Consider the following 19,862-nt stretch of genomic DNA (forward strand, 5'->3'; position numbering starts at 1 on the left):
CTAGCTCAGTGAGGGACAGTTAAATGCAAAATAGCACAACCGAATTTTTGAAACCTCGTCAAATTGATGTAGATACTTTGTCTACTACACGTGCAAAAGTTTCAATGCAGCCGTTTGAGCGTGGTTTTGGTCATACTTTGGGTAATGCTTTGCGTCGTATCTTACTGTCTTCTATGAATGGTTTTGCGCCAACTGAAGTAGCTATTGCCGGTGTATTACATGAATATTCTACTATTGATGGTGTTCAAGAAGATGTTGTAGACATTTTATTGAATATCAAAGGTATTGTATTTAAATTACATGGTCGTAGCCAAGTTCAGTTAACTTTGAAAAAATCAGGTGCCGGTGCAGTTGTTGCAGGTGATATTGAATTGCCGCACGACGTGGAAATTTTGAATCCTGAGCACGTGATTTGTCACTTGTCTAATAATGGTCAAGTTGAAATGGAAATCAAAGTTGAGCAAGGCCGTGGTTATCAATCAGTTTCAGGTCGCCGTGTACTTCGCGACGAAAATAAACAGATTGGTGCTATTCAGTTGGATGCGAGTTTTTCGCCCATCAGTCGTGTTAGCTTTGAAGTTGAACCTGCACGCGTAGAGCAACGTACTGATTTAGATAAATTGGTTTTAGATATTGAGACCGATGGTTCTATTGATCCAGAGGAAGCTGTACGTAGTGCCGCACGTATTTTAATTGACCAAATGTCTATCTTTGCTGATTTGCAAGGCACACCGGTTGAAGAGATTGAGGAAAAAGCTCCTCCAATCGATCCTATCTTGTTGCGTCCGGTAGATGATTTGGAGTTAACTGTACGTTCAGCTAATTGTCTGAAAGCTGAGGATATTTATTATATTGGCGATTTGATTCAACGTACTGAAACCGAGCTTCTCAAGACTCCGAATTTAGGTCGTAAGTCTTTGAATGAAATCAAAGAAGTGTTGGCCTCTAAAGGGCTGACCTTAGGTTCAAAATTAGAAGCTTGGCCGCCTGTAGGCTTAGAAAAGCCGTAAGTTTGAAGATTAAAGGATAATGACATGCGTCATCGTAATGGTAACCGTAAATTAAACCGTACCAGCAGCCACCGCGCTGCGATGCTGCGCAATATGGCTAATTCTTTGGTGACTCACGAGACTATCGTGACCACTTTGCCTAAGGCAAAAGAATTACGTCGCGTGGTAGAACCCTTGATTACTTTGGGTAAAAAACCTTCTTTGGCAAACCGTCGTTTGGCATTTAACCGTACTCGCGATCGTGATGTGGTGGTTAAATTGTTTGACGAATTAGGTCCACGTTTTGCTGCTCGTAACGGCGGCTATGTTCGTGTACTGAAATACGGTTTCCGTAAGGGCGACAACGCACCTTTGGCGTTGGTGGAATTAGTCGATAAAGCTGCTGAATAATCGGTAAAAAATAGAAAGGTATCATCTGTGAATTAGCAGATGATACCTTTTTTAGTTCATTTTTTATTGCCTTAATTATCAAATGGTCGTTATCTTGTCTATGTAATATTTTTAGACACCGATACAGGAATAAGAAATAGTCGTGTTGCTCATACAATTGCCTATGAAAAATACGTCTAAAGATCTTTGTAAAGCGTCTAAATTTAAATATTATATTTAAGCTATTAATTGATATTTGATGTCAAACAATCTATATCACCAATTTTCTCATTTTGAAACGTATTTCTGACTTTTTGAACAAGCAGGCAGTCTACAGGTAGCGATAAATTCCACTACACTAAAAGAATCTGGCATGCAGGCAGTCGTAGATTTAGGCAGAATCGTTGAATACAGTTTGTCAGAATATTCGCACAGGTAATTACTTTGGTCAGTTGCTTTTGGTCTTGCAAAAGAAGCAGCGGTTTATTTCACTGAATAAGAATTTTAGTCTGTTTTGAGTTTTTCTTTTGATGGCTTTTACCTCTGGCCAACTGTTTTATTCCATATCTGGCTTATTGAGACGCTTATCGGTGCCATGCGTCAATAGCGGGTTATTCATTTATTTTTATGGACTTCAGCCATTTAGATAGTTCATGTTGTGGGTTAATCAGCCGGTAGCGATCGAAAGCATCTAAAATGACCAGTTGCGCATCGCTCATCATTGCGTCACTTAGCATAGCATCTACTATACGGTCGATGTTCATCAATTCGAATCCGGACACTTCGCCGTCTTGATTTTCCGGAATGGTTTCAACGGGTAATATGGTATCGAAGATGTAGAGAATTTCATTATGAAGCCCCCGAGAGACAGGACGTAAACTATGCAAACGATTACATAAAATCAGGTTTTGCATGTGATGAGCTGATAAACCGGCTTCTTCTTCACTTTCGCGTAAGACGGTTTCTCTGATGTCTTCACCGCACGATACGCCGCCACCGACCAGATTATCCAGTTTATTCGGGTCAACCGCTTTGTATTCGCTTCTTTTGCCAATCCAGAGTTGCCATTCCCCGTCTTTGAAAGTAAAACCGTTTAAATGTACCGCTTTACTCATTAAGCCCAGTGGCCGAAAGGCAGCACGTTCAAGTGGGAAAAGCACTTTATCTCCGTGGTAAACATCGAAACGTTCGTTGCGCCATCCGTGCAATATACCCAATTGTTTCCAGCCGTGCGCCATGTGCTGCAGTGCATCGCTCAAACTCAGCCAGCTGTCTGAACGCAAATGCAGGCCGTCTGAACGCGCCTCCCATTCGCCAGGCCAATCTTTTTGAACTTGCGCTTGCCATTGCGCATTCAGACGGCCTAAGGGTAAATGGTTCAGCCACAGAGTCTGCCATGAGCCGTGCAATCCATAATTGGCTTGTGCCCATTGCCACAATTTATCGTGTATGTTATCGCTTAAAGCATAAGAAAATTGAGGGGCTGCAGACATATTTAGTACACCTTGTTATCGTTTGTATTTCAGATTGTAATATGTTTGTCCCGATTTGCAACTTTAGTAAAAGTCATTCCTGCCCATTCCGATACCCGGCATACGGTCGGGTAAAGCGTGATAATATTGCGTATAAAATTTTCAGACGGCCTTTAATTATCGGCAGTATATGTTCAACCTTATCCATTTACAGCAGAACATGAAAAACATCGGACTTTTCGGCGGTACATTTAATCCCATACACAATGGGCACCTGCACATCGCGCAAGCATTTGCCGACGAAATCGGTTTGGATACCGTCATTTTTTTACCGGCGGGCGATCCCTACCATAAACCGAAAAACACGCAAACTTCAGCCAAACACCGCTTTATGATGACGGAGTTGGCCATCGCCGGCGATCCGCGTTTTGCACTCAGTGATTGCGACATGGTCAGGGAAGGCGCAACCTATACCTTTGACACCGTACAGATTTTCCGCCAGCAATTTCCAACGGCCAAACTGTGGTGGCTTTTGGGCAGCGACAGCCTGATGAAACTGCACACATGGAAAAAATGGCAAACATTGGTGCGTCAGGTCAATATCGCTGTGGCCATGCGTGAGGGTGACAGCTTGAACAAAGCACCGCGCGAACTGCACGCTTGGTTGGGCGAGGCCTTGCAAAACGGCAGCCTGCGCATATTGCAGGCTCCTTTGTACAATATCAGCTCCACCGGGATTCGTGCGGCTTTGGAAAATCAAACACTTTCAGACGGCCTTATTCCGCAGGCCGTCGCACGTTATATCGAGCAGCACGGTTTATACCGTTGATACAAAGCAGTAACAGGCATGAACCGCTTCGGGCCGTCTGAAAACCTGTGTCTGCAAAACCGTAAAAATAGCTTAAATTCAGACATATAGGCTATAATGCCGTCTGAAAGACATTATTTAGGAATGAAATGAACGAACAAGAATTACTCGATTTGCAAAAAATGGTCGAAATCGCAGTCAACGCGTTGGAAGACGTGAAAGCCAAAGACATTTCCGTGTTGGAAACCCATGAAAAAACATCATTGTTTGCCCGCATGATTGTGGCCACGGGGGACAGTACCCGACAGGTCAAAGCGCTGGCAAACAACGTAGCCGTTGATTTGAAAGAAGCCGGGTTTGAAATCTTGAGTCAAGAGGGCGACACCGGCGAATGGACTTTGGTCGATGCCGGCGATTTGGTGGTACATGTGATGCTGCCTGCCGTGCGCGATTATTACGACATTGATACCCTGTGGGGTGGCGAAAAACCGGCGTTTGAAGCCGGAATGCAAAAGCCTTGGCATGCGGCCGATTAAGTCCGTCATCCGCTTTGTATGGTTGCAGGCCGTCTGAAAATTTTCAGACGGCCTGAACTTTGCAACTTAATAAGTGCAGTTCAAAGTGACGGCAGCGTAAAAAACGAAACCTATCGGTCAACCAGATAAATTTTCGGGCTGCGTGCCGCAAGAAAATGTAACCAAAACAAAGATTGCGCAAAATCCGGATACTTAACCTATATAGATAAGAACATGAATATTACCGTCTTAGCCGTCGGCACAAAAATGCCAAAATGGGTGGATGAAGCCGTCAACGAGTACGCCAAACGATTCGGGCGCGAGGTGAACTATGCCTTGAAAGAAATCAAGCCCGAAAAGCGCGGTGCGGGCGTGAATGCTGCGCAGGGAATGGCAGCGGAAGAAAAACGCATACTGGAAGCGATTCCGCAGGGCGCGTTTTTAGTGGTTCTGGACGAGAGAGGCAAAGCACCCACTTCGGTCGAATTGGCCGAATACTTGAAAACATGGCAGCAAAACGGTGAACACGTATGCTTTGTGATTGGCGGTGCCGACGGCATGACCGACCATCTCAAGCAGCAAGCCCGCCTGATGATGCGGCTTTCCAGCCTGACCATGCCGCACGGCATGGTGCGCGTGTTATTGACCGAACAGCTTTACCGTGCGGTTTCCATTTTGAACAATCATCCTTACCACCGTGAATAACCGTGATATTTTGCGCATATCAAGGCCGTCTGAAATTCAGACAGTCTTAAGATTGGAAGATTGTGTTAACAAATATAAATCTGCATCAATTGCTTGATTTTGAGAAGATTTCTGATACATTTCAACTGCTGGTCAAAAAATTAAAAAATCATATAACATACAAGGAACACAATCATGAATAAAACTCTGTGGACAATGGGTGCGCTGGTGGTGATGCTGCTGAGCGCGTGCGGCGGCCAAAACGAAACCAAACCTGCCGATGCGGCGCAAGCTTCTGCGGCAACGTCGGCAGCACCTGCTGGCAGTGCCAACGCTTCCGTTGCTGAGCGCGAGCGTTTGATGGATATTTTCAAAGACGCTTCCGGCACCATGGGCAAAATGATTAAGGGCGAAACGCCGTTTGATGCTGCTGCCTTCCAAGCTGCGGCCGATACGATGGCGGAGAATGCCGATAAACCTTGGCAGCACTATACCGAAGAAAGTGCAAAAGAATCGCCTGATGCCAAACCCGAAGTGTGGAGCAAGCACGAAGAATTCAAACAGGCCGCAGAAAAATTCGTTGCGGCCACCGCCGCTTTGAAAACGGCTGCCGCCGAAGGTAATCTGGATGCGGTGAAAAAACCGTTTGGCGAGGTAGGCCAAAGCTGCAAAGCCTGCCATGATTCTTTCCGCGTAGAAGACTGATTCACTTAAAAGCCTCAAAAAAGGCCGTCTGAAACAGATAAATTCTGTTTCAGACGGCCTTTTTTGTGATTGTCCGGTAAGGCATCATGATGATAGGAATAACACGAGGTTGCTACTGGAAAAGTAATAATACTCTGATTTTAAAAATTATTTTTAAAGAATATTTTAGTGTATTCATGAAATATCGGGGCGGAAGCTGAATTTGATTTCTGTATTGATGAATCATTTGCACGGCTTAGTGTTAAAAAATTCATTATTTTTTTGAATATTCATGCTTTAAATTCATTTATAATCATTTGAAATGTTCAAAATGAATTATTCAGAGGAGCCATCATGAAAAAAATCATCCTTGCTGCCGCTTTGTTCGGCTTGGGCAGCCACGCCGCCGCCGATGTCACTTTGTACGGCGAAATCCGCAACAGCGTTTCCGTCGAGGGCGTGAAAATCAAAGGCAGTAACGGGTTGACCGAAAAAGGCACAAGCACCGGCATCAATGATCACTTATCCCGCATCGGTTTTAAGGGCAGTGAAAAACTGGGCGAAGATGCCAAATTGATTTGGCAGATGGAGCAGCGCGTTTCCACCGTCAGCCAATACGACGGTTGGGGCACGCGCGATTCGTTTATCGGCGTGGACGGCAAATTCGGTAAAATCCGCACCGGTTATCTGAGCAACCAATACAATGAAATGGTTGATTTGGACAAATGGATTTTCAACCGCGGCAGCGCATTGGGTTTGAGCAGTTACAACCGCGAAGGCAAACGCATTTTGTCGGCACGTTACGATACGCCGGTATTCAACGGTTTCCAAGGTATTATCCAATACGCGCCGCGCGACAACCAAAATCCTGACGACCGTTACGCGCATGAAGAAGCGGCCAAAGACGAATTAATGCTCGGCCTGAATTACAAGAGCGGCAAAGCCTTTGCCAAAGCCGCATACAGCCACAAGAAAAACAACTATGCAGATGGTAACGGCAAGTTGAAAGACGGCTACATCGCGCGTATCGACGGCGGCCTGTATTTGGGAAATTTGGAGGTCGGTGTCGGCGTACAGCATGCAAAAGGCAATGAGAGCGGCAACAAATACCTGAGTCTGTTGACCGGCAATAAAAAAACTTTCGGCGGCAACAGCCTGTTCGCCGATAAAACCGAAGCCGTAAAAGTGACCGATGCCGCCATTGCGCTGACTTACCGCTCGGGCAACTGGCAGCCGCAATTGGTTTACGCACACGGCTGGGCGGCAAAAGGGGTTAACAGCAAAGACATTCTGGTGGATAAATACGATCAAATCGTGATTGGCGGTGACTACCATATGAGTAAGCGCACATCCCTCCGCGGCCAGGCCGGTTATCTGGTGATGGGTGACAAAACACGGTTGAATGCGACCACCACCGGCAAAATCGAACACGGCGGTGCGCAAATCGCGTTGCATCACAAGTTCTGATTTAGGAAACAAAGCATCAAGGCCGTCTGAAAACCGATTCAGGTTTCAGACGGCCTTGGTGATTTTGCAGTAAGGCATATGCGGATACCTTTGCTAAACTTCAAATTAAACCAACCACTCTACATTTGCTATTTCTACACAGGCAGGAATCCGGAAGCATTCCCGTAATCTCTGTATTGCTGAAGCCGATAGGCTTGGATTCTCTTACTTGTTCGGAGGGCGTTCTTTGAAATGTGCAGGTTTGTACAGTATGGCGAATAATCGGAGACAGATTTATTATCAGGCCGTCTGAAAAAAAGTCGGACAAATTTTCAGACGACCCGGCGGGATGAATGATAATTCCCGAAACGAGTTCAGGTTCATGGCCTTGAACAGATATAAAAAAGGCCGCTTTCAAAGCGGCCTTTTCTGATATTGGTTGCGGGAGCAGGATTCGAACCTACGACCTTCGGGTTATGAGCCCGACGAGCTACCATGCTGCTCCATCCCGCGTCAGAGAATGTAACTATAAGTGATAAGTGCGGATGAGTCAAGTATTTTCTGAAAATATGTTCAAATGACCCTGTAAGTGCTCGGATTGGGGCAGAAAGGCCGTCTGAAAAATACAGTGGTCACGATAAAGCAGACAGGGGCTTTCTTTTCGCTTTCCGCCTTTTTCAGACGGCCTTTTGCTATAATTCGCGTAATTTCCAATAATTTAAACCGATGTCCATGTCTCAAATCATGCCCCAGCCCGACCTCTCCCAAACCCTCTCCCGCGACCGCCATTTCCTGCAAAACGCCTTCAAAAACCCGAAACGTTTCGGCGGCTTGGACGCCGTGCAGAAAAAATATCAAAAATCGCATGAAGCCTACCTGAAACGCCAAGCCGCGCTGCCGAAGCCGCAGTACGACGGCACGCTGCCGGTGCACGAGCGGTTGGACGACATCAAAAACGCCATTGCAAACAACCAAGTAACCATCATCTGCGGCGAAACCGGTTCGGGCAAAACCACGCAGCTACCCAAAATCTGTCTCGAACTCGGGCGCGGCGCGGCGGGTTTGATCGGGCACACGCAGCCGCGGCGGTTGGCGGCGCGTTCCGTAGCCGAGCGGATTGCCGAAGAATTGGGCAGCCCCATCGGGCAGGCCGTCGGCTACAAAGTACGTTTCAACGACAACACCTCGCGCGACGCCAGCGTGAAACTGATGACCGACGGCATCCTGCTCGCCGAAACGCAGACCGACCGCTTCCTCACCGCCTACGACACTATCATCATCGACGAAGCGCACGAACGCAGCCTGAACATCGATTTCCTGCTCGGCTACCTGAAACAGCTCCTGCCGCGCCGCCCTGATTTGAAAGTCATCATCACCTCCGCCACCATCGACGCCGAACGCTTTTCCCGCCATTTCAACGGCGCGCCCGTGCTCGAAGTGAGCGGCCGCACCTTCCCCGTCGAAATCCTCTACCGCCCGCTGCATTCGCAAGACGAAGACGAGGCCGAAATAGAAATCGCCGACGCCATCGTCGACACCGCCGACGAACTGGCGCGGCACGGCGAAGGCGACATCCTCGTCTTCCTGCCCGGCGAACGCGAAATCCGCGAAGCCGCCGAAGCCCTGCGCAAATCCCCGCTGCGCCGCCACGACGACATCCTGCCCCTGTTCGCCCGCCTCTCCAACGCCGAACAGCACAAAATCTTCCACCCCGGCGGCAGCAAACGCCGCATCGTCTTGGCCACCAACGTCGCCGAAACCTCGCTCACCGTGCCCCGCATCAAATACGTCATCGACACCGGCCTCGCCCGCGTCAAACGCTATTCCGCCCGCGCCAAAGTCGAGCAGCTTCATGTAGAGAAAATCTCCCAAGCAGCCGCCCGCCAGCGTTCCGGCCGCTGCGGACGCGTCTCCGCCGGCATCGCCGTGCGCCTCTATTCCGAAGACGACTTCAACCAACGCCCCCCGTTCACCGACCCCGAAATCGTCCGCAGCAACCTCGCCGCCGTCATCCTGCGCATGGCCGCCCTCAAACTCGGCGACGTCGCCGCCTTCCCGTTTCTCGAAGCCCCCGACCAGCGGTACATCAACGACGGGTATCAGGTGTTGCTGGAATTGGGGGCGGTGGAGGAGGCCGTCTGAAAATATAAGAAAGAAGCCTGAACCTGTTTTGCCAAAAAATCATTATTTCCTTTGAAAAAATGCATTTAACCAGCACTTTTTCGTTTGAGAAATTGTGCAGTATCAGGGTTGTTGCGGAAAATAGTCTGTATTTTCTGCCCTCAAAATTTTAAACTCAAACAACATTTGTCATGCCTGATGACATCATGTAACAAATCTATACATTGCGTTATTTTTATTTCTCCACTCTCCCTATTTTGGTTAAAATTCAATTCGTTTTTAATCCAGAAAATCCAATAAAACAGAAAAATTGTCAATTATGATTACAGAAACCATAGGAACAAATATCAAAGCTTTTCGGGAGAAATATAAAATGTCCCAGCAAGACCTTGCAGACAAAATGAACACTGCACGTCCTGTTATTTCCAACTGGGAAAACGGCAAGACCGAACCTTCATCATCGCAGCTTTTAAAGTTGGCAAAAATTTTTGATGCTTCAACCGATAAAATTTTGGGTAACACATCAGGTAGACAGGATATTGTGGTAGTAGATACTTCCGCTCTGCTTAAACGTCCTTCATTTATCGAAGAATTAATTGAACGGTTTGATGAAGTAATTATTCCTGATATTGTCATTTCCGAACTTAATTACCAGAAAGATAAGGGAAGAGACGGGGTAAAGCAGAATGCTTGGCTGGTTATGGCAGGTATTGAAAAGATGAGAGCGGCAGGGCTAGATAATCTTGTTATTGGTAAAAATATCAAGAATGATGGCAATAATGATGAAAAAATTGCCGATATTGCAATTAGAAAAGCCAAAGCCAATCCGAGTGCTGATGTTTATCTTTTATCAGATGATATTTATTTTCAGTTTCTGGCTTCACACACCAAAAACGTTATTCCTATTACGCCAAAAAACTATTTACTTCAGTTTACTGATAAGCAGCAACAAGACATTGATTTGGTTAAATCCATTGAATTTTTTGCTTTAGTTAAAGCTGGCAAGTTGGTTGAAGCACAAAATTTTGATTTGACCAACGTGGACATTAATTTGCATGATCCTGATACTGGATTTACACCATTGATTGCTGCAGTTAGAAACAGAAATCTACCCATGATTAAGTTTCTAGCTGAGTTGCCGAATATTGATATGGATAAACAGGATAAATATAAATACTGTTTTTCTGCGATACACCATGCCACACAATTAAAAGACTTGTCGGTTATCAAGCTTCTAACAACTTACCATGCTGATACAGATTTGGGCAGTAGTGGCAAGAATGCAGGGAATACACCTCTAATGATTGCTGCATGGAGTGGTTTTAAGGAAGGCGTAGAATTTTTTCTATCACAAGGTGCTTGTACCAATCAGCAGGATAGTAATGGTTTTACCGCACTGATTAAATCCTGTATCAAAAACAATACTGCCATTATTAATCTACTTGCTGATAAAACCGATAAACACATCAGAAGTCGTGAAAATAAAAAAGCGGTAGATTATTTAAACCCTAACCAAATCAATTATCAGCATATTCAAAAGCTGTTTAAGGATAAATCATGATAGACAGAGCCTGTATTTCTTTGGGTGAGTTATGCAATCTGAAATGCTCATACTGTCATTTTCAAAATGAAGAAAATGGTAAATTAAGTGGGTTAAGTCAAGAATTTGAAAGTAATGAAATGATTGCCATCGCCGACAATATTTACCGTTATGTTTTAGAAAATGATATACCTGTTTTCAAAATCGGTATTGTTGGTGCAGGTGAAACGTTATTACAGTTTGAAAAAATTCGTACGCTGATTAACCATGTGAAAGAAAAGCAATATTCACGGCTGCAATTTTATACAATTACCAACGGTACGGTTTTTAAAAAGGATATGCTAGATTTTTTCTTTGAAAACCAATCAATTATTAAACTCAATATTTCGTTGGATGGCTACGAAGAGCTTCATAATATTGGAAGAGAGCGGTTTAAAGATGTCTTTAAAGGTATTGGCAAATATAAAATAAAATTTAATCAAAAACCGCCTATTAACTGCACGGTGCATCAAGAAACAATAAAACATCGTGATGAATTGCATAATTTTTTGCTGAGTAACCAGTTTAAGAACGTTACTTTTTCTCGCTTGTTTGATTCGAACGATGAAAATTTAGTGGTCTCTGCCATAGAGTTTCGTGATTTTTTAAATTCATTTTCAGACAGCCCGCTCAAATTACGTCAATTAGACCCCAATAATCAAAGAAAATATGACTGCACTATGTATGGCAATTTATGTGGTGTAGGTAGAACCAATATTTTTATTACTAAGCGTGGGATTTATCCGTGCGGTAGATTTTATGGCAACGATGCCTACAATTATGGTGCATTTGATTTACCGCTTCATGATGTAGAAATGCAAATGAAACAAATGAAATCGCTTGATGATGGCGAATGTTATTACGATAAATATGTTGCAGGAAAAGGAAGCAGCCAAGATGAAAATAGCCGTATATGGCGTATCACGCTCAGGTAAAGATTATCTGCTTGAGCGCGTTGTCGCCTATTTGAAAACGCAAGGAATTTCTGCTGTTCATATTAAAGGTTCAGCAACATTGAACCAACTTTCCAATCAGGAGTACAACATACCGTTAAAACAGGCTGATGAAGAAAAGCGGACTGTCTTGCGTAAGCATTTTATTGACATTGTGGATAAAACTGCATTAACGCATGATGTGGTATTTGTAGATGGACACTATGCATTTATAGATGAGGCGGGTTTTAATACGGTTTTTACTGATTCCGATAAATATTGTTACGACCATTTCTTCTATTTGGATACACCAACAGAAAAAATCATAGAGTTTTCTAGAAGTAATCCGCGGCAGGCGCAAGACCTAACGATACAACCAGATGAAATTGACGAATGGAAACACTTTGAAATACAAGGGTTAAGTAATGCGTGTGATGAGCTTGATAAAGAGCTGGTTATTTTAGATGGACAAACACAAGATTGCATTTGGTTTATTACTCAATGGATAAGAGATTTTTCTAGTCGGTTTGACTATCCAATAATAGCCAAACAGCTTGTAGAAGAATTTCTAGAAAACGCTAGAACCAAACATCAAACTGTTGTTTTGCTAGACGGCGATAATACATTGGCAACAAACGATACTACTTATGATTTTTGTGATGTCTCCAGTATAAATAAATCTAAGTTGAAACAGATTTTTAAAGGCGATAGATATAGCAGTTATCAATTTTTTCAAGTGCAACGCCTTTATCAGCATCTTGATGATGTGCAACGAGAAAAAGCCATCCAATACGCAGTATCTAAAATACAAATCAGCAATGATGTATGGCTTTTTTCTAAAAAGCAAAATGCGTATTGCTGTATTTTAACTTCGGGTATATTGCAATTGTGGCAATATCAAGCTGATAGATTGGATAGTATTGAGCAAGTATGGGGTAATTCCATCGGTGGGGCATCAAATTTCTTTGTTACCCCCAGGCTAAAAAAGCACATTACTCTTGCTTTTCAGGCGCACGGTATTCACGTTATTGCTATTGGTGACTCAATCATTGATATACCCATGTTAGAAGTTGCAGAGCAAAGTTATATTGTTGCTCATACAAAACTTAATCAAGCGGTAATCCGGTATTTTTCAGGCGGCCTGAACACCAAAATCCAGCAGATTTTTGCAACTGAATGGCGTTATCCCATTAAGCAGCTTTTTGAAAAGACAACTTAACATGAGCATTTTTATCTTACAAGAACATTTGGCGGTACATGAGCAACATTGGATTGAATGCTGCAAAAGCAGTTCAAAACAAGTTGGATTTCGGTTAAGGCAAGCACATTATGCTTTAGGGGTGCACATGGGCAAAGCCATTCATATTGTCAACCCTATACAATCAAAATTTGCAGTATGGATATTGATGCGGGCAGGTCTGCCATTTGGTTTGGGTATTAGTGACGGTTTAGAAAAGAAAGGCTGCGATGTTGCCGTTTATTTTATTGCAGAACAAATAGACAGCGATACCATTACATCAAGCAGCGGCAGAACTATTATATTGGCAGATGCTGTTATCAATTCAGGCAAAAGCATTGAACACATTTATAAAGGGCTGCCTGAAAATATTCAGAAATCTACGATTATTGCAACAACAGTAATACCAAGTAATGTGGTTTCACGGTTTGAAAACTTTAATCTAATGACTGTACGTGTATCACCCAACCAATATCAAGGTGCAAAGGTTACTACCATTCAAAATGGCAAAGGTCCCGATACAGGGGACAGATTGTTTGGGACATTATGATGTGAATTTTCAGGCAGTCTGTCTCCATTTTAATCCAGATTTCCCCCTAAAACTGCTATGCAAAACACCAAACCCCACCCCAACACGCCGTCTGAAACCCTTTCAGGCAGCCTGAAATCCCGTCCGAACCAACCAAGCCTGTCTGAAAACCGCCCCCGCTACCGCCTGACCAAACTCGGCGAGCAGATGGCGCGGCTGCCGATAGATCCGAAAATCGCGCGCATTCTGCTGGCGGCGAAGAAGCACGACTGCGTGGCGGAGATACTGGTGATTGTGTCCGCGCTGTCGGTTCAAGACCCGCGCGAGCGGCCTTTGGAGAACCGCGAGGCGGCGGCGAAGGCGCATGAGCGGTTTGCCGACAAGCAGTCGGATTTTCTGGCCTACCTGAATATTTGGGACAGCTTCCAGCGCGAGCGCGACAAAGGCTTGTCGAACAAGCAGTTGGTGCAGTGGTGCCGGCAATATTTCCTGTCGCACCTGCGGATGCGCGAGTGGCGCGAGCTGCACAAACAGCTTGCCGAAATCGCGGTGGAAATGGGTTTGGCGTCGCGCGAACAGGTTTTCAGACGGCCTGCCGAAGCGGCGCAGTTGAGGCCGTCTGAAAACGCGGGCGATCAGGATTTGTCGGCAAAACTCAAGCAAAAACAACTGGATAAAAAGCAGCACCGCGCCAATATCCGCGCCGCCAAAGAAGCGGGCTACGAACAAATCCACCGCGCCCTGCTCACGGGGCTGATTGCCAACGTGGGCATGAAGTCGCCCGACGGCCACGACTACACCGGCGCGCGCGGTTCGCATTTCCACCTGTTCCCCGCGTCCGCCCTGTTCAAGAGCAAGCCGAAATGGGTGATGGCGGCGGAACTCGTTGAAACGACAAGGCTTTACGCACGCGACGTGGCCGCCATCCAGCCCGAATGGATCGAGCAGGAGGCGCGGCATCTGGTGCGCTACCACTATTTCGAGCCGCATTGGGAGCAGAAACGCGGCGAAGTCGTCGCCAGCGAACGCGTCACGCTCTACGGCCTGACCGTGCTGCCGCGCCGCTCTGTCGCCTACGGCCACGTCGCCCCCGAAGAAGCGCGCGAAATCTTCATCCGCAGCGCGCTGGTGTCGCAGGAATGCGATTTGAAGGCGGATTTTTTCGTACACAACAAAAAACTGATTAAGGAAATCAGCGAGTTGGAGCACAAATCGCGGCGGCAGGATGTGCTGGTGGACGAAGAGGCGCTGTTTGATTTTTACAATCAAAGGCTGCCCGAAAAGTATGTGCCGTCTGAAGCCATAGGTCGGGCATTTATGCCTGATACAGGCAACGCGGCTGCACACTCTTCGTCGGGCATCAATGCCCGACCTACGCCGTCTGAAAAATCCGTTTCAGACGGCCTGAACCGAGAATGCCTGTCTGAAAATCCGCGTAGGGCGGATGTCAACCCACCATTGCAAAACACGGCAGAAACGGCGGAAACGGTGGGTTCACACCCACCCTACGAAACCGACAACGCCCGAACAGAATGCCTGTCTGAAAACCACAAAACCGTAGGTCGGGCATTCATGCCCGACACAGGTAATGCGTCCGTACAAACCCCGTCGGGCATAAATGCCCGACCTACGCCGTCTGAAAACCCTTGTAGGGTGGGTGTCAACCCACCATCGCAAAATGCGGCAGAAATGGCAGAAACGGTGGGTTCACACCCACCCTACGAAATACGCTCTGCCGCCGCCCATGATGCCGCCCAAATTGCCGAACTCTTCCGCCGCGCCGTCCTGCACATCGACGCAAACCATTACAGCGACAGCGAAAAAGCCGCATGGCTGCACGGTGCGGACGATGCCGCTTTCTGGCAGAAACGGATTGGGCGCGACGGCATCCGCGTGGCCGCGCAGAATGACCGCGTACTCGGTTTCGTCGAATATCTGCCCGAACAAAACCATTTGGACTGCCTGTACACCGACCCCGACCACCAACGGCAAGGCATTGCCGCCGCGCTGCTGTCCGCCGTTCTGCCGCAAACGGATACGGGCGGCACGGTAACGGCCGATGTGTCCAAAGCCGCGCTGCCTTTTTTCGAAAAACAGGGCTTCGTGCTGCAACACGAGAACCAAATCCCGCGCAACGGTTTGGTGTTAACCAATTACCGTATGGTTTTGCAAACCGGAAACGCGACGGTACAAACTTCGTCGGACATAAATACCCTGCCGATGCCGTCTGAAAATCTTTCAGGCAGCCTGAACGCACAAAGCCTGTCTGAAAAACCGCGTAGGGCAGGTGTGAACCCATCATCCCAAAACGCGGCGGAAACGGCAAATTCAAACCCGCCCCGTCAAAGGCCGTCTGAAAACGCCAAACCGCTGGCCGACATCCGCACCTTCCAAACGTGGCTGAAGCAAACCGAAAAAGAAAACCCGCGCCTGCTGTTCCTTACCAAAGAAGACCTGATGCAGCACGCGGCGGCGCACGTTACCGAAGAGCAGTTTCCGCCGCATTGGAAAACCGCCGACGGCAAATTCAGGCTGGCCTACCGCTTCGAGCCGCACCATCCGCTCGACGGCGTAACCCTGACCCTGCCGCTCACCGTGCTCAACCGCATCCACGCGCCCGCGCTCGAATGGCTGGTACCCGGTATGTTGCGCGAAAAAATCCAGTTGTTAATCAAAGCATTGCCCAAGCAGGTGCGCCGCGTGTGCGTGCCCGTGCCCGAGTTCGTCACGAAATTTCTCGAAAGCGAGCCGAACCGCCAAGAGCCGATTATTCCGCAGCTTGCCCGTTTTATCGCCAAAACCGCCGGCGATATGCGCCTGCTCGAGCAAATCGATTTGGACGAATGGGCGGCGTTCAGGCTGCCTGAACACTGTTATTTCAACCTGCGCGTGGTGGACGACGGCGGGCAGGAACTCGGCATGGGCAGGGATTTAATCCAGCTGCAACAACAACTTGGCCAAGCCGCCGCCGTTACCTTTCGCGACAATACCCAGGAATTCGAGCGCGACAACGTCACCGCGTGGGACATCGGCACGCTGCCCGAAAGCATCAAGTTCGCGCGCGGTAAACAGCAGCTCACGGGCTATCTCGGCCTGCAAAAACAGAAAGACGGCAGCATCGCCCTGCGCCTGTTCGACACGCCCGAAGCCGCCGCCCAAGCCCACCGCAAGGGCGTGATTGCGCTCATGGCCTTGCAACTCAAAGAGCACATGAAGGATTTAAACAAAGGCATTCAAGGGTTTACCCAAGCCGCCATGCTGCTCAAACACATTCCCGCCGACACCCTGCGCGACGACCTCACCGCCGCCGTGTGCGACCGCGCCTTTATCGGCGACGACGAACCGCCCCGCAGCGAAAAAGCGTTCAAAGAGCAAATCAAACGTGCCCGCAGCCGCCTGCCCGCCGTCAAAGAAGCCGTCAGCCGCTATCTGCAGGACACCGCAGCCGCCTACGCCGAACTCAACGGCAAACTCGCCAGCGGCAAACACCCGCTCGCCCACCTGCTGCGCGAACGCGTGCAAACCCTGCTCGGCGCAGGCTTCGCCGTCCGCACCCCGTGGCCGCAATGGCCGCGCCTGCCCGTCTACCTCCGCGCCATGACCCTGCGCATGGAAAAATACAGCGGCAACCCCGCCCGCGACGCCGCGCGCGAAGCCGAAATTCAGGAATTGGAACAGATGTGGCAGGAAAAAACAGACAGCCTCACGCGGCAAAACCAACCCGTTTCAGACGGCCTCGCAGCGTTCAAATGGCAGATAGAAGAACTGCGCGTGTCGCTGTTCGCGCAGGAGTTGAAGACGCCGTATCCGGTGTCGGTGAAGAGGTTGGGGAAGGAGTGGGAGAGTATCAAATAAACACTGACAACTCTTTTAAAGGTAGAATCTCATAGATTTAAAAATCACTAGGACAACACCCATGAACAAGTTAGAAACGAAAATTACTCATTCGGGAGTACAAAATCATTTCAAAAATACAGAGCCTGAACAAGCTATCATTGAACTAGCTTGGAACGGTTTCGATGCTAAAGCTAAAAATGTTGATATTATTTTAACTAGAAGTGAACTGGATGCTTTACAGGCAGTAACAGTGCTTGACGATGGGACTGGTATCGATATAGATAACATTCAGGATAATTTTGGTAAATTTAATGATTCTTCCAAAAAAGACAATGTTGAACAACATGGGTCTCGTGGTAGAGGGCGCTTGGCTTTTCATAAGCTTGCAAATAAGGCTGATTGGTACACAAAAAATAAATTTGGTAAGCAAGCTAAAATTAGCATTAATAGTATCGACCTGATCCAATGTCCTTGGATTGAATTACAAGATACTACTCAACATCTATCTTTAAAAAATAAAAATACTGGAACATGTGTTGAATTAAATGAAATCTTTCCGAAGATTAGTATAGATAATAAACAATTGATAGAGAAATTGTCTATTGAGTTTGGTTGGTTCCTTGCACTACATGATACACATACCCTAAAGCTTGGCTCTGATATAATTAAAGCACCTTCGCATGAGTTATTTACACATCAAATCTTAATTGATGGGCATGAATTTGAGGTTAAACTTTTTTTATGGGATAAGAAGCCTACGTCAGAGAAGTCATATATTTACCTTTTGAATAGTTACGATAAGGTTGTTTATAAAAAGTTGAGTAGTTTTAATAAAAAACCTGACTTTTACATCAGTATATATATTATTTCAAAATGGGCTGATAACTTCTCGACTCACGATAATGACTTATTATCAGAAAAACCTATTTACACCCCATTGTCAGAGACATGGAAAAGAGTAGAGAGTGAATGTGCTGAATTTACAAGGAAAATATACAATGATTTTCTAAAATCTATTGTTGAGGAAAAAATTGCTCAATTTGAAAAGAATGGTATCTTTCCCGACTATAAAGATATTTTGAGTATTGAGCAAAAAGAATGGCGTAAAGAAAACACTAAACAGTTAGTACGTGAATTATATTTGGCAGATCCTAAAATTTTCAGTAATTTAAACACGAAGCAACAAAAAATTATTATTCAATTACTTGATAGATTATCCATTTCAAATGAAAATGATGGATTAATTGATATTATTGAAAATGTTTTAAACTTAGATCAGGAAAATACTAAAAAACTGGCGCAACAAATTTCCAAATCTAAATTAGAGCATATTATTAGCACAATAGAAATTTTACAACGTAGAGAAAATGTTGTTCATAAATTAAGAGAAATTATGAATCTTCATTATAAAGAAGTTTTGGAAACTCCAGACCTTCAAGGAATTATAGAAAATAATACCTGGTTGTTTGGAAATGCCTATGAAACTATTGGGGCGGAAGAAGATAGTTTTACGAAAAATGCTTATTCTTTGAGAAATAAGGTACCAGATATTTTTAGGAAAGTAACTCAAGAGGATTTAGATGGTGAAAATCTTGATGCAGAAGAACTAGAAGGCATTCAAAGGCAGGTAGATTTATTTTTAGCGCGAAAGGTTCCATTTGTATCGCCAACAGGAAAAAAATTTTTTAGGTGTATTATTATAGAAATTAAGCGTCCCTCAATTGCTTTAAACTATACTCATCTAAGACAGTTAGATGACTATAAAAGGATACTACAAAATCATCCTGAGTTTAGTAGTGAAAATTTACATTTTGAGTTAATTCTTATTGGTAGAAAAATATCAAATTCAGATACTGAAATTCGTGGACGCATTAATTCTTTAAAAAATAAATTAGAACCCGGCTTGGTAACAGATGACGATAGATTTAAGTGCTACGTAAAAAACTGGTATTCATTATTAGATGAATTTGATTTAATAAATGGTTATTTATTAGAAAATCTCAAAACTCGACGAGAAAATCTTGGTAATTTTTCTGCAAAAGACCTAATTACAGATTTACATCAAGAATCCCTATAATAGTACAGCTAATGTAGCCTGCGTCAGTAATATGTGACGTCGGCAGCGTACGCGTTATTTAAGTTTCCATCAATTGTGTGTGGTTATATTATATGCTCTATTGTCCGCAATATGGCACCAATCTATAATCCGACAAGGCTGTCTGAAATGCCCAAACCCCAATCCTGTTTCCCCGATTTTCATATTCCGTACACCCTCGCCCGCCCCAAAAACGACCGCCTTGCATTCGAAATCTTATCGGTAGTCGAAGAAATCCCTGCGGGGCGGGTGGCGACTTACGGGCAGATTGCGCGTTTGATCGGGCGGGAGAAAAACGCGCGTCTGGTGGGGAGCGTGTTGGCGAATGCGGCATTCTACGGGCGTTATCCCTGCCATCGGGTGGTGAACGCGTCGGGCAGGCTGGTGCCGGGCTGGGCGGAACAGGCCGAGTTGCTGCGTGCGGAAGGGGTGGAATTGAAAGACGAAAACCATGTCTGTCTGAAGCGGTATCTGTGGGATTGTTAGACGGGTTAAACGGATATTGGCGGAACGGTCAACAGGCCGTCTGAAAACGAAGTTTCTG

At 45.9% G+C, this 19,862-nt stretch carries 16 protein-coding genes and 1 tRNA gene; 15 read left to right on the plus strand and 2 right to left on the minus strand.

All coding sequences use genetic code 11. The features are described from left to right. Window positions 1–23 precede the first annotated feature (23 nt). Both ACM67E_RS00865 and rplQ read left to right on the plus strand, forming a co-directional pair. Window positions 24–1,010 (plus strand): DNA-directed RNA polymerase subunit alpha, encoded by a 987-nt coding sequence (locus ACM67E_RS00865; RefSeq protein ID WP_416191782.1) that lies wholly within the window; start codon window positions 24–26, stop codon window positions 1,008–1,010. 24 nt (window positions 1,011–1,034) lie between these two features. After that, window positions 1,035–1,400: a 50S ribosomal protein L17 gene (rplQ, locus tag ACM67E_RS00870; RefSeq protein ID WP_416191783.1), complete on the plus strand. Its 366-nt coding sequence runs from the start codon at window positions 1,035–1,037 to the stop codon at window positions 1,398–1,400. 590 nt (window positions 1,401–1,990) lie between these two features. Here the strand turns inward: rplQ and ACM67E_RS00875 are convergent. Next, window positions 1,991–2,872, minus strand: coding sequence for an NUDIX domain-containing protein (locus tag ACM67E_RS00875; RefSeq protein WP_416191784.1), 882 nt, complete (start codon window positions 2,870–2,872; stop codon window positions 1,991–1,993). A gap of 199 nt (window positions 2,873–3,071) precedes the next feature. Here ACM67E_RS00875 and nadD point away from each other — a divergent pair, with 199 nt between their 5' ends. From nadD to ACM67E_RS00900, 5 genes are all read left to right on the plus strand, one after another. Beyond that, on the plus strand, window positions 3,072–3,680 hold the full coding sequence (gene nadD, locus ACM67E_RS00880) for a nicotinate-nucleotide adenylyltransferase (protein ID WP_416191785.1): 609 nt from the start codon (window positions 3,072–3,074) through the stop codon (window positions 3,678–3,680). Between the two features lie 128 nt (window positions 3,681–3,808). Further along, window positions 3,809–4,195 carry a ribosome silencing factor gene (rsfS, locus tag ACM67E_RS00885; RefSeq protein ID WP_416191786.1) on the plus strand — a complete coding sequence of 129 codons (387 nt, stop codon included), beginning with the start codon at window positions 3,809–3,811 and terminating at the stop codon, window positions 4,193–4,195. Between the two features lie 213 nt (window positions 4,196–4,408). Beyond that, window positions 4,409–4,879, plus strand: coding sequence for a 23S rRNA (pseudouridine(1915)-N(3))-methyltransferase RlmH (gene rlmH, locus ACM67E_RS00890; RefSeq protein WP_416191787.1), 471 nt, complete (start codon window positions 4,409–4,411; stop codon window positions 4,877–4,879). Window positions 4,880–5,053: 174 nt separating this feature from the next. After that, window positions 5,054–5,563 carry a c-type cytochrome gene (locus tag ACM67E_RS00895; protein ID WP_416191788.1) on the plus strand — a complete coding sequence of 170 codons (510 nt, stop codon included), beginning with the start codon at window positions 5,054–5,056 and terminating at the stop codon, window positions 5,561–5,563. 333 nt (window positions 5,564–5,896) lie between these two features. Then, complete coding sequence (locus ACM67E_RS00900; RefSeq protein ID WP_416191789.1) at window positions 5,897–7,009, plus strand: porin; 1,113 nt, start codon at window positions 5,897–5,899, stop codon at window positions 7,007–7,009. 415 nt (window positions 7,010–7,424) lie between these two features. Here ACM67E_RS00900 and ACM67E_RS00905 read toward each other — a convergent pair. Then, window positions 7,425–7,501: transfer RNA gene (locus tag ACM67E_RS00905), tRNA-Met, on the minus strand. 231 nt (window positions 7,502–7,732) lie between these two features. Here ACM67E_RS00905 and hrpA point away from each other — a divergent pair. The 8 genes from hrpA (at window position 7,733) to ACM67E_RS00945 (ending at window position 19,804) form a co-directional block, all read left to right on the plus strand. Then, on the plus strand, window positions 7,733–9,130 hold the full coding sequence (gene hrpA / locus ACM67E_RS00910; protein WP_416192705.1) for an ATP-dependent RNA helicase HrpA: 1,398 nt from the start codon (window positions 7,733–7,735) through the stop codon (window positions 9,128–9,130). Window positions 9,131–9,428: 298 nt separating this feature from the next. Then, the gene (locus ACM67E_RS00915) at window positions 9,429–10,670 is read left to right on the plus strand and encodes an ankyrin repeat domain-containing protein (RefSeq protein WP_416191790.1); all 1,242 of its coding nucleotides are present in this window, start codon (window positions 9,429–9,431) and stop codon (window positions 10,668–10,670) included. Beyond that, on the plus strand, window positions 10,667–11,623 hold the full coding sequence (locus ACM67E_RS00920; RefSeq protein WP_416191791.1) for a radical SAM protein: 957 nt from the start codon (window positions 10,667–10,669) through the stop codon (window positions 11,621–11,623). Before ACM67E_RS00915 ends, ACM67E_RS00920 begins: the two co-directional genes overlap by 4 nt. After that, complete coding sequence (locus tag ACM67E_RS00925; protein WP_416191792.1) at window positions 11,532–12,839, plus strand: haloacid dehalogenase-like hydrolase; 1,308 nt, start codon at window positions 11,532–11,534, stop codon at window positions 12,837–12,839. Before ACM67E_RS00920 ends, ACM67E_RS00925 begins: the two co-directional genes overlap by 92 nt. 1 nt (window position 12,840) lies before the next feature. Beyond that, window positions 12,841–13,407: a uracil phosphoribosyltransferase gene (locus tag ACM67E_RS00930; RefSeq protein ID WP_416191793.1), complete on the plus strand. Its 567-nt coding sequence runs from the start codon at window positions 12,841–12,843 to the stop codon at window positions 13,405–13,407. 57 nt (window positions 13,408–13,464) lie between these two features. Then, window positions 13,465–17,241, plus strand: coding sequence for a GNAT family N-acetyltransferase (locus ACM67E_RS00935; RefSeq protein ID WP_416191794.1), 3,777 nt, complete (start codon window positions 13,465–13,467; stop codon window positions 17,239–17,241). A gap of 61 nt (window positions 17,242–17,302) precedes the next feature. Then, window positions 17,303–19,300, plus strand: coding sequence for an ATP-binding protein (locus ACM67E_RS00940; protein WP_416191795.1), 1,998 nt, complete (start codon window positions 17,303–17,305; stop codon window positions 19,298–19,300). 147 nt (window positions 19,301–19,447) lie between these two features. Beyond that, window positions 19,448–19,804 (plus strand): MGMT family protein, encoded by a 357-nt coding sequence (locus ACM67E_RS00945; RefSeq protein ID WP_416191796.1) that lies wholly within the window; start codon window positions 19,448–19,450, stop codon window positions 19,802–19,804. The last annotated feature ends 58 nt before the right edge of the window (window positions 19,805–19,862 follow it).

Source organism: Neisseria sp. CCUG12390 (genome assembly GCF_047837985.1).
In the GTDB taxonomy this organism is placed as follows: Bacteria; Pseudomonadota; Gammaproteobacteria; order Burkholderiales; family Neisseriaceae; genus Neisseria.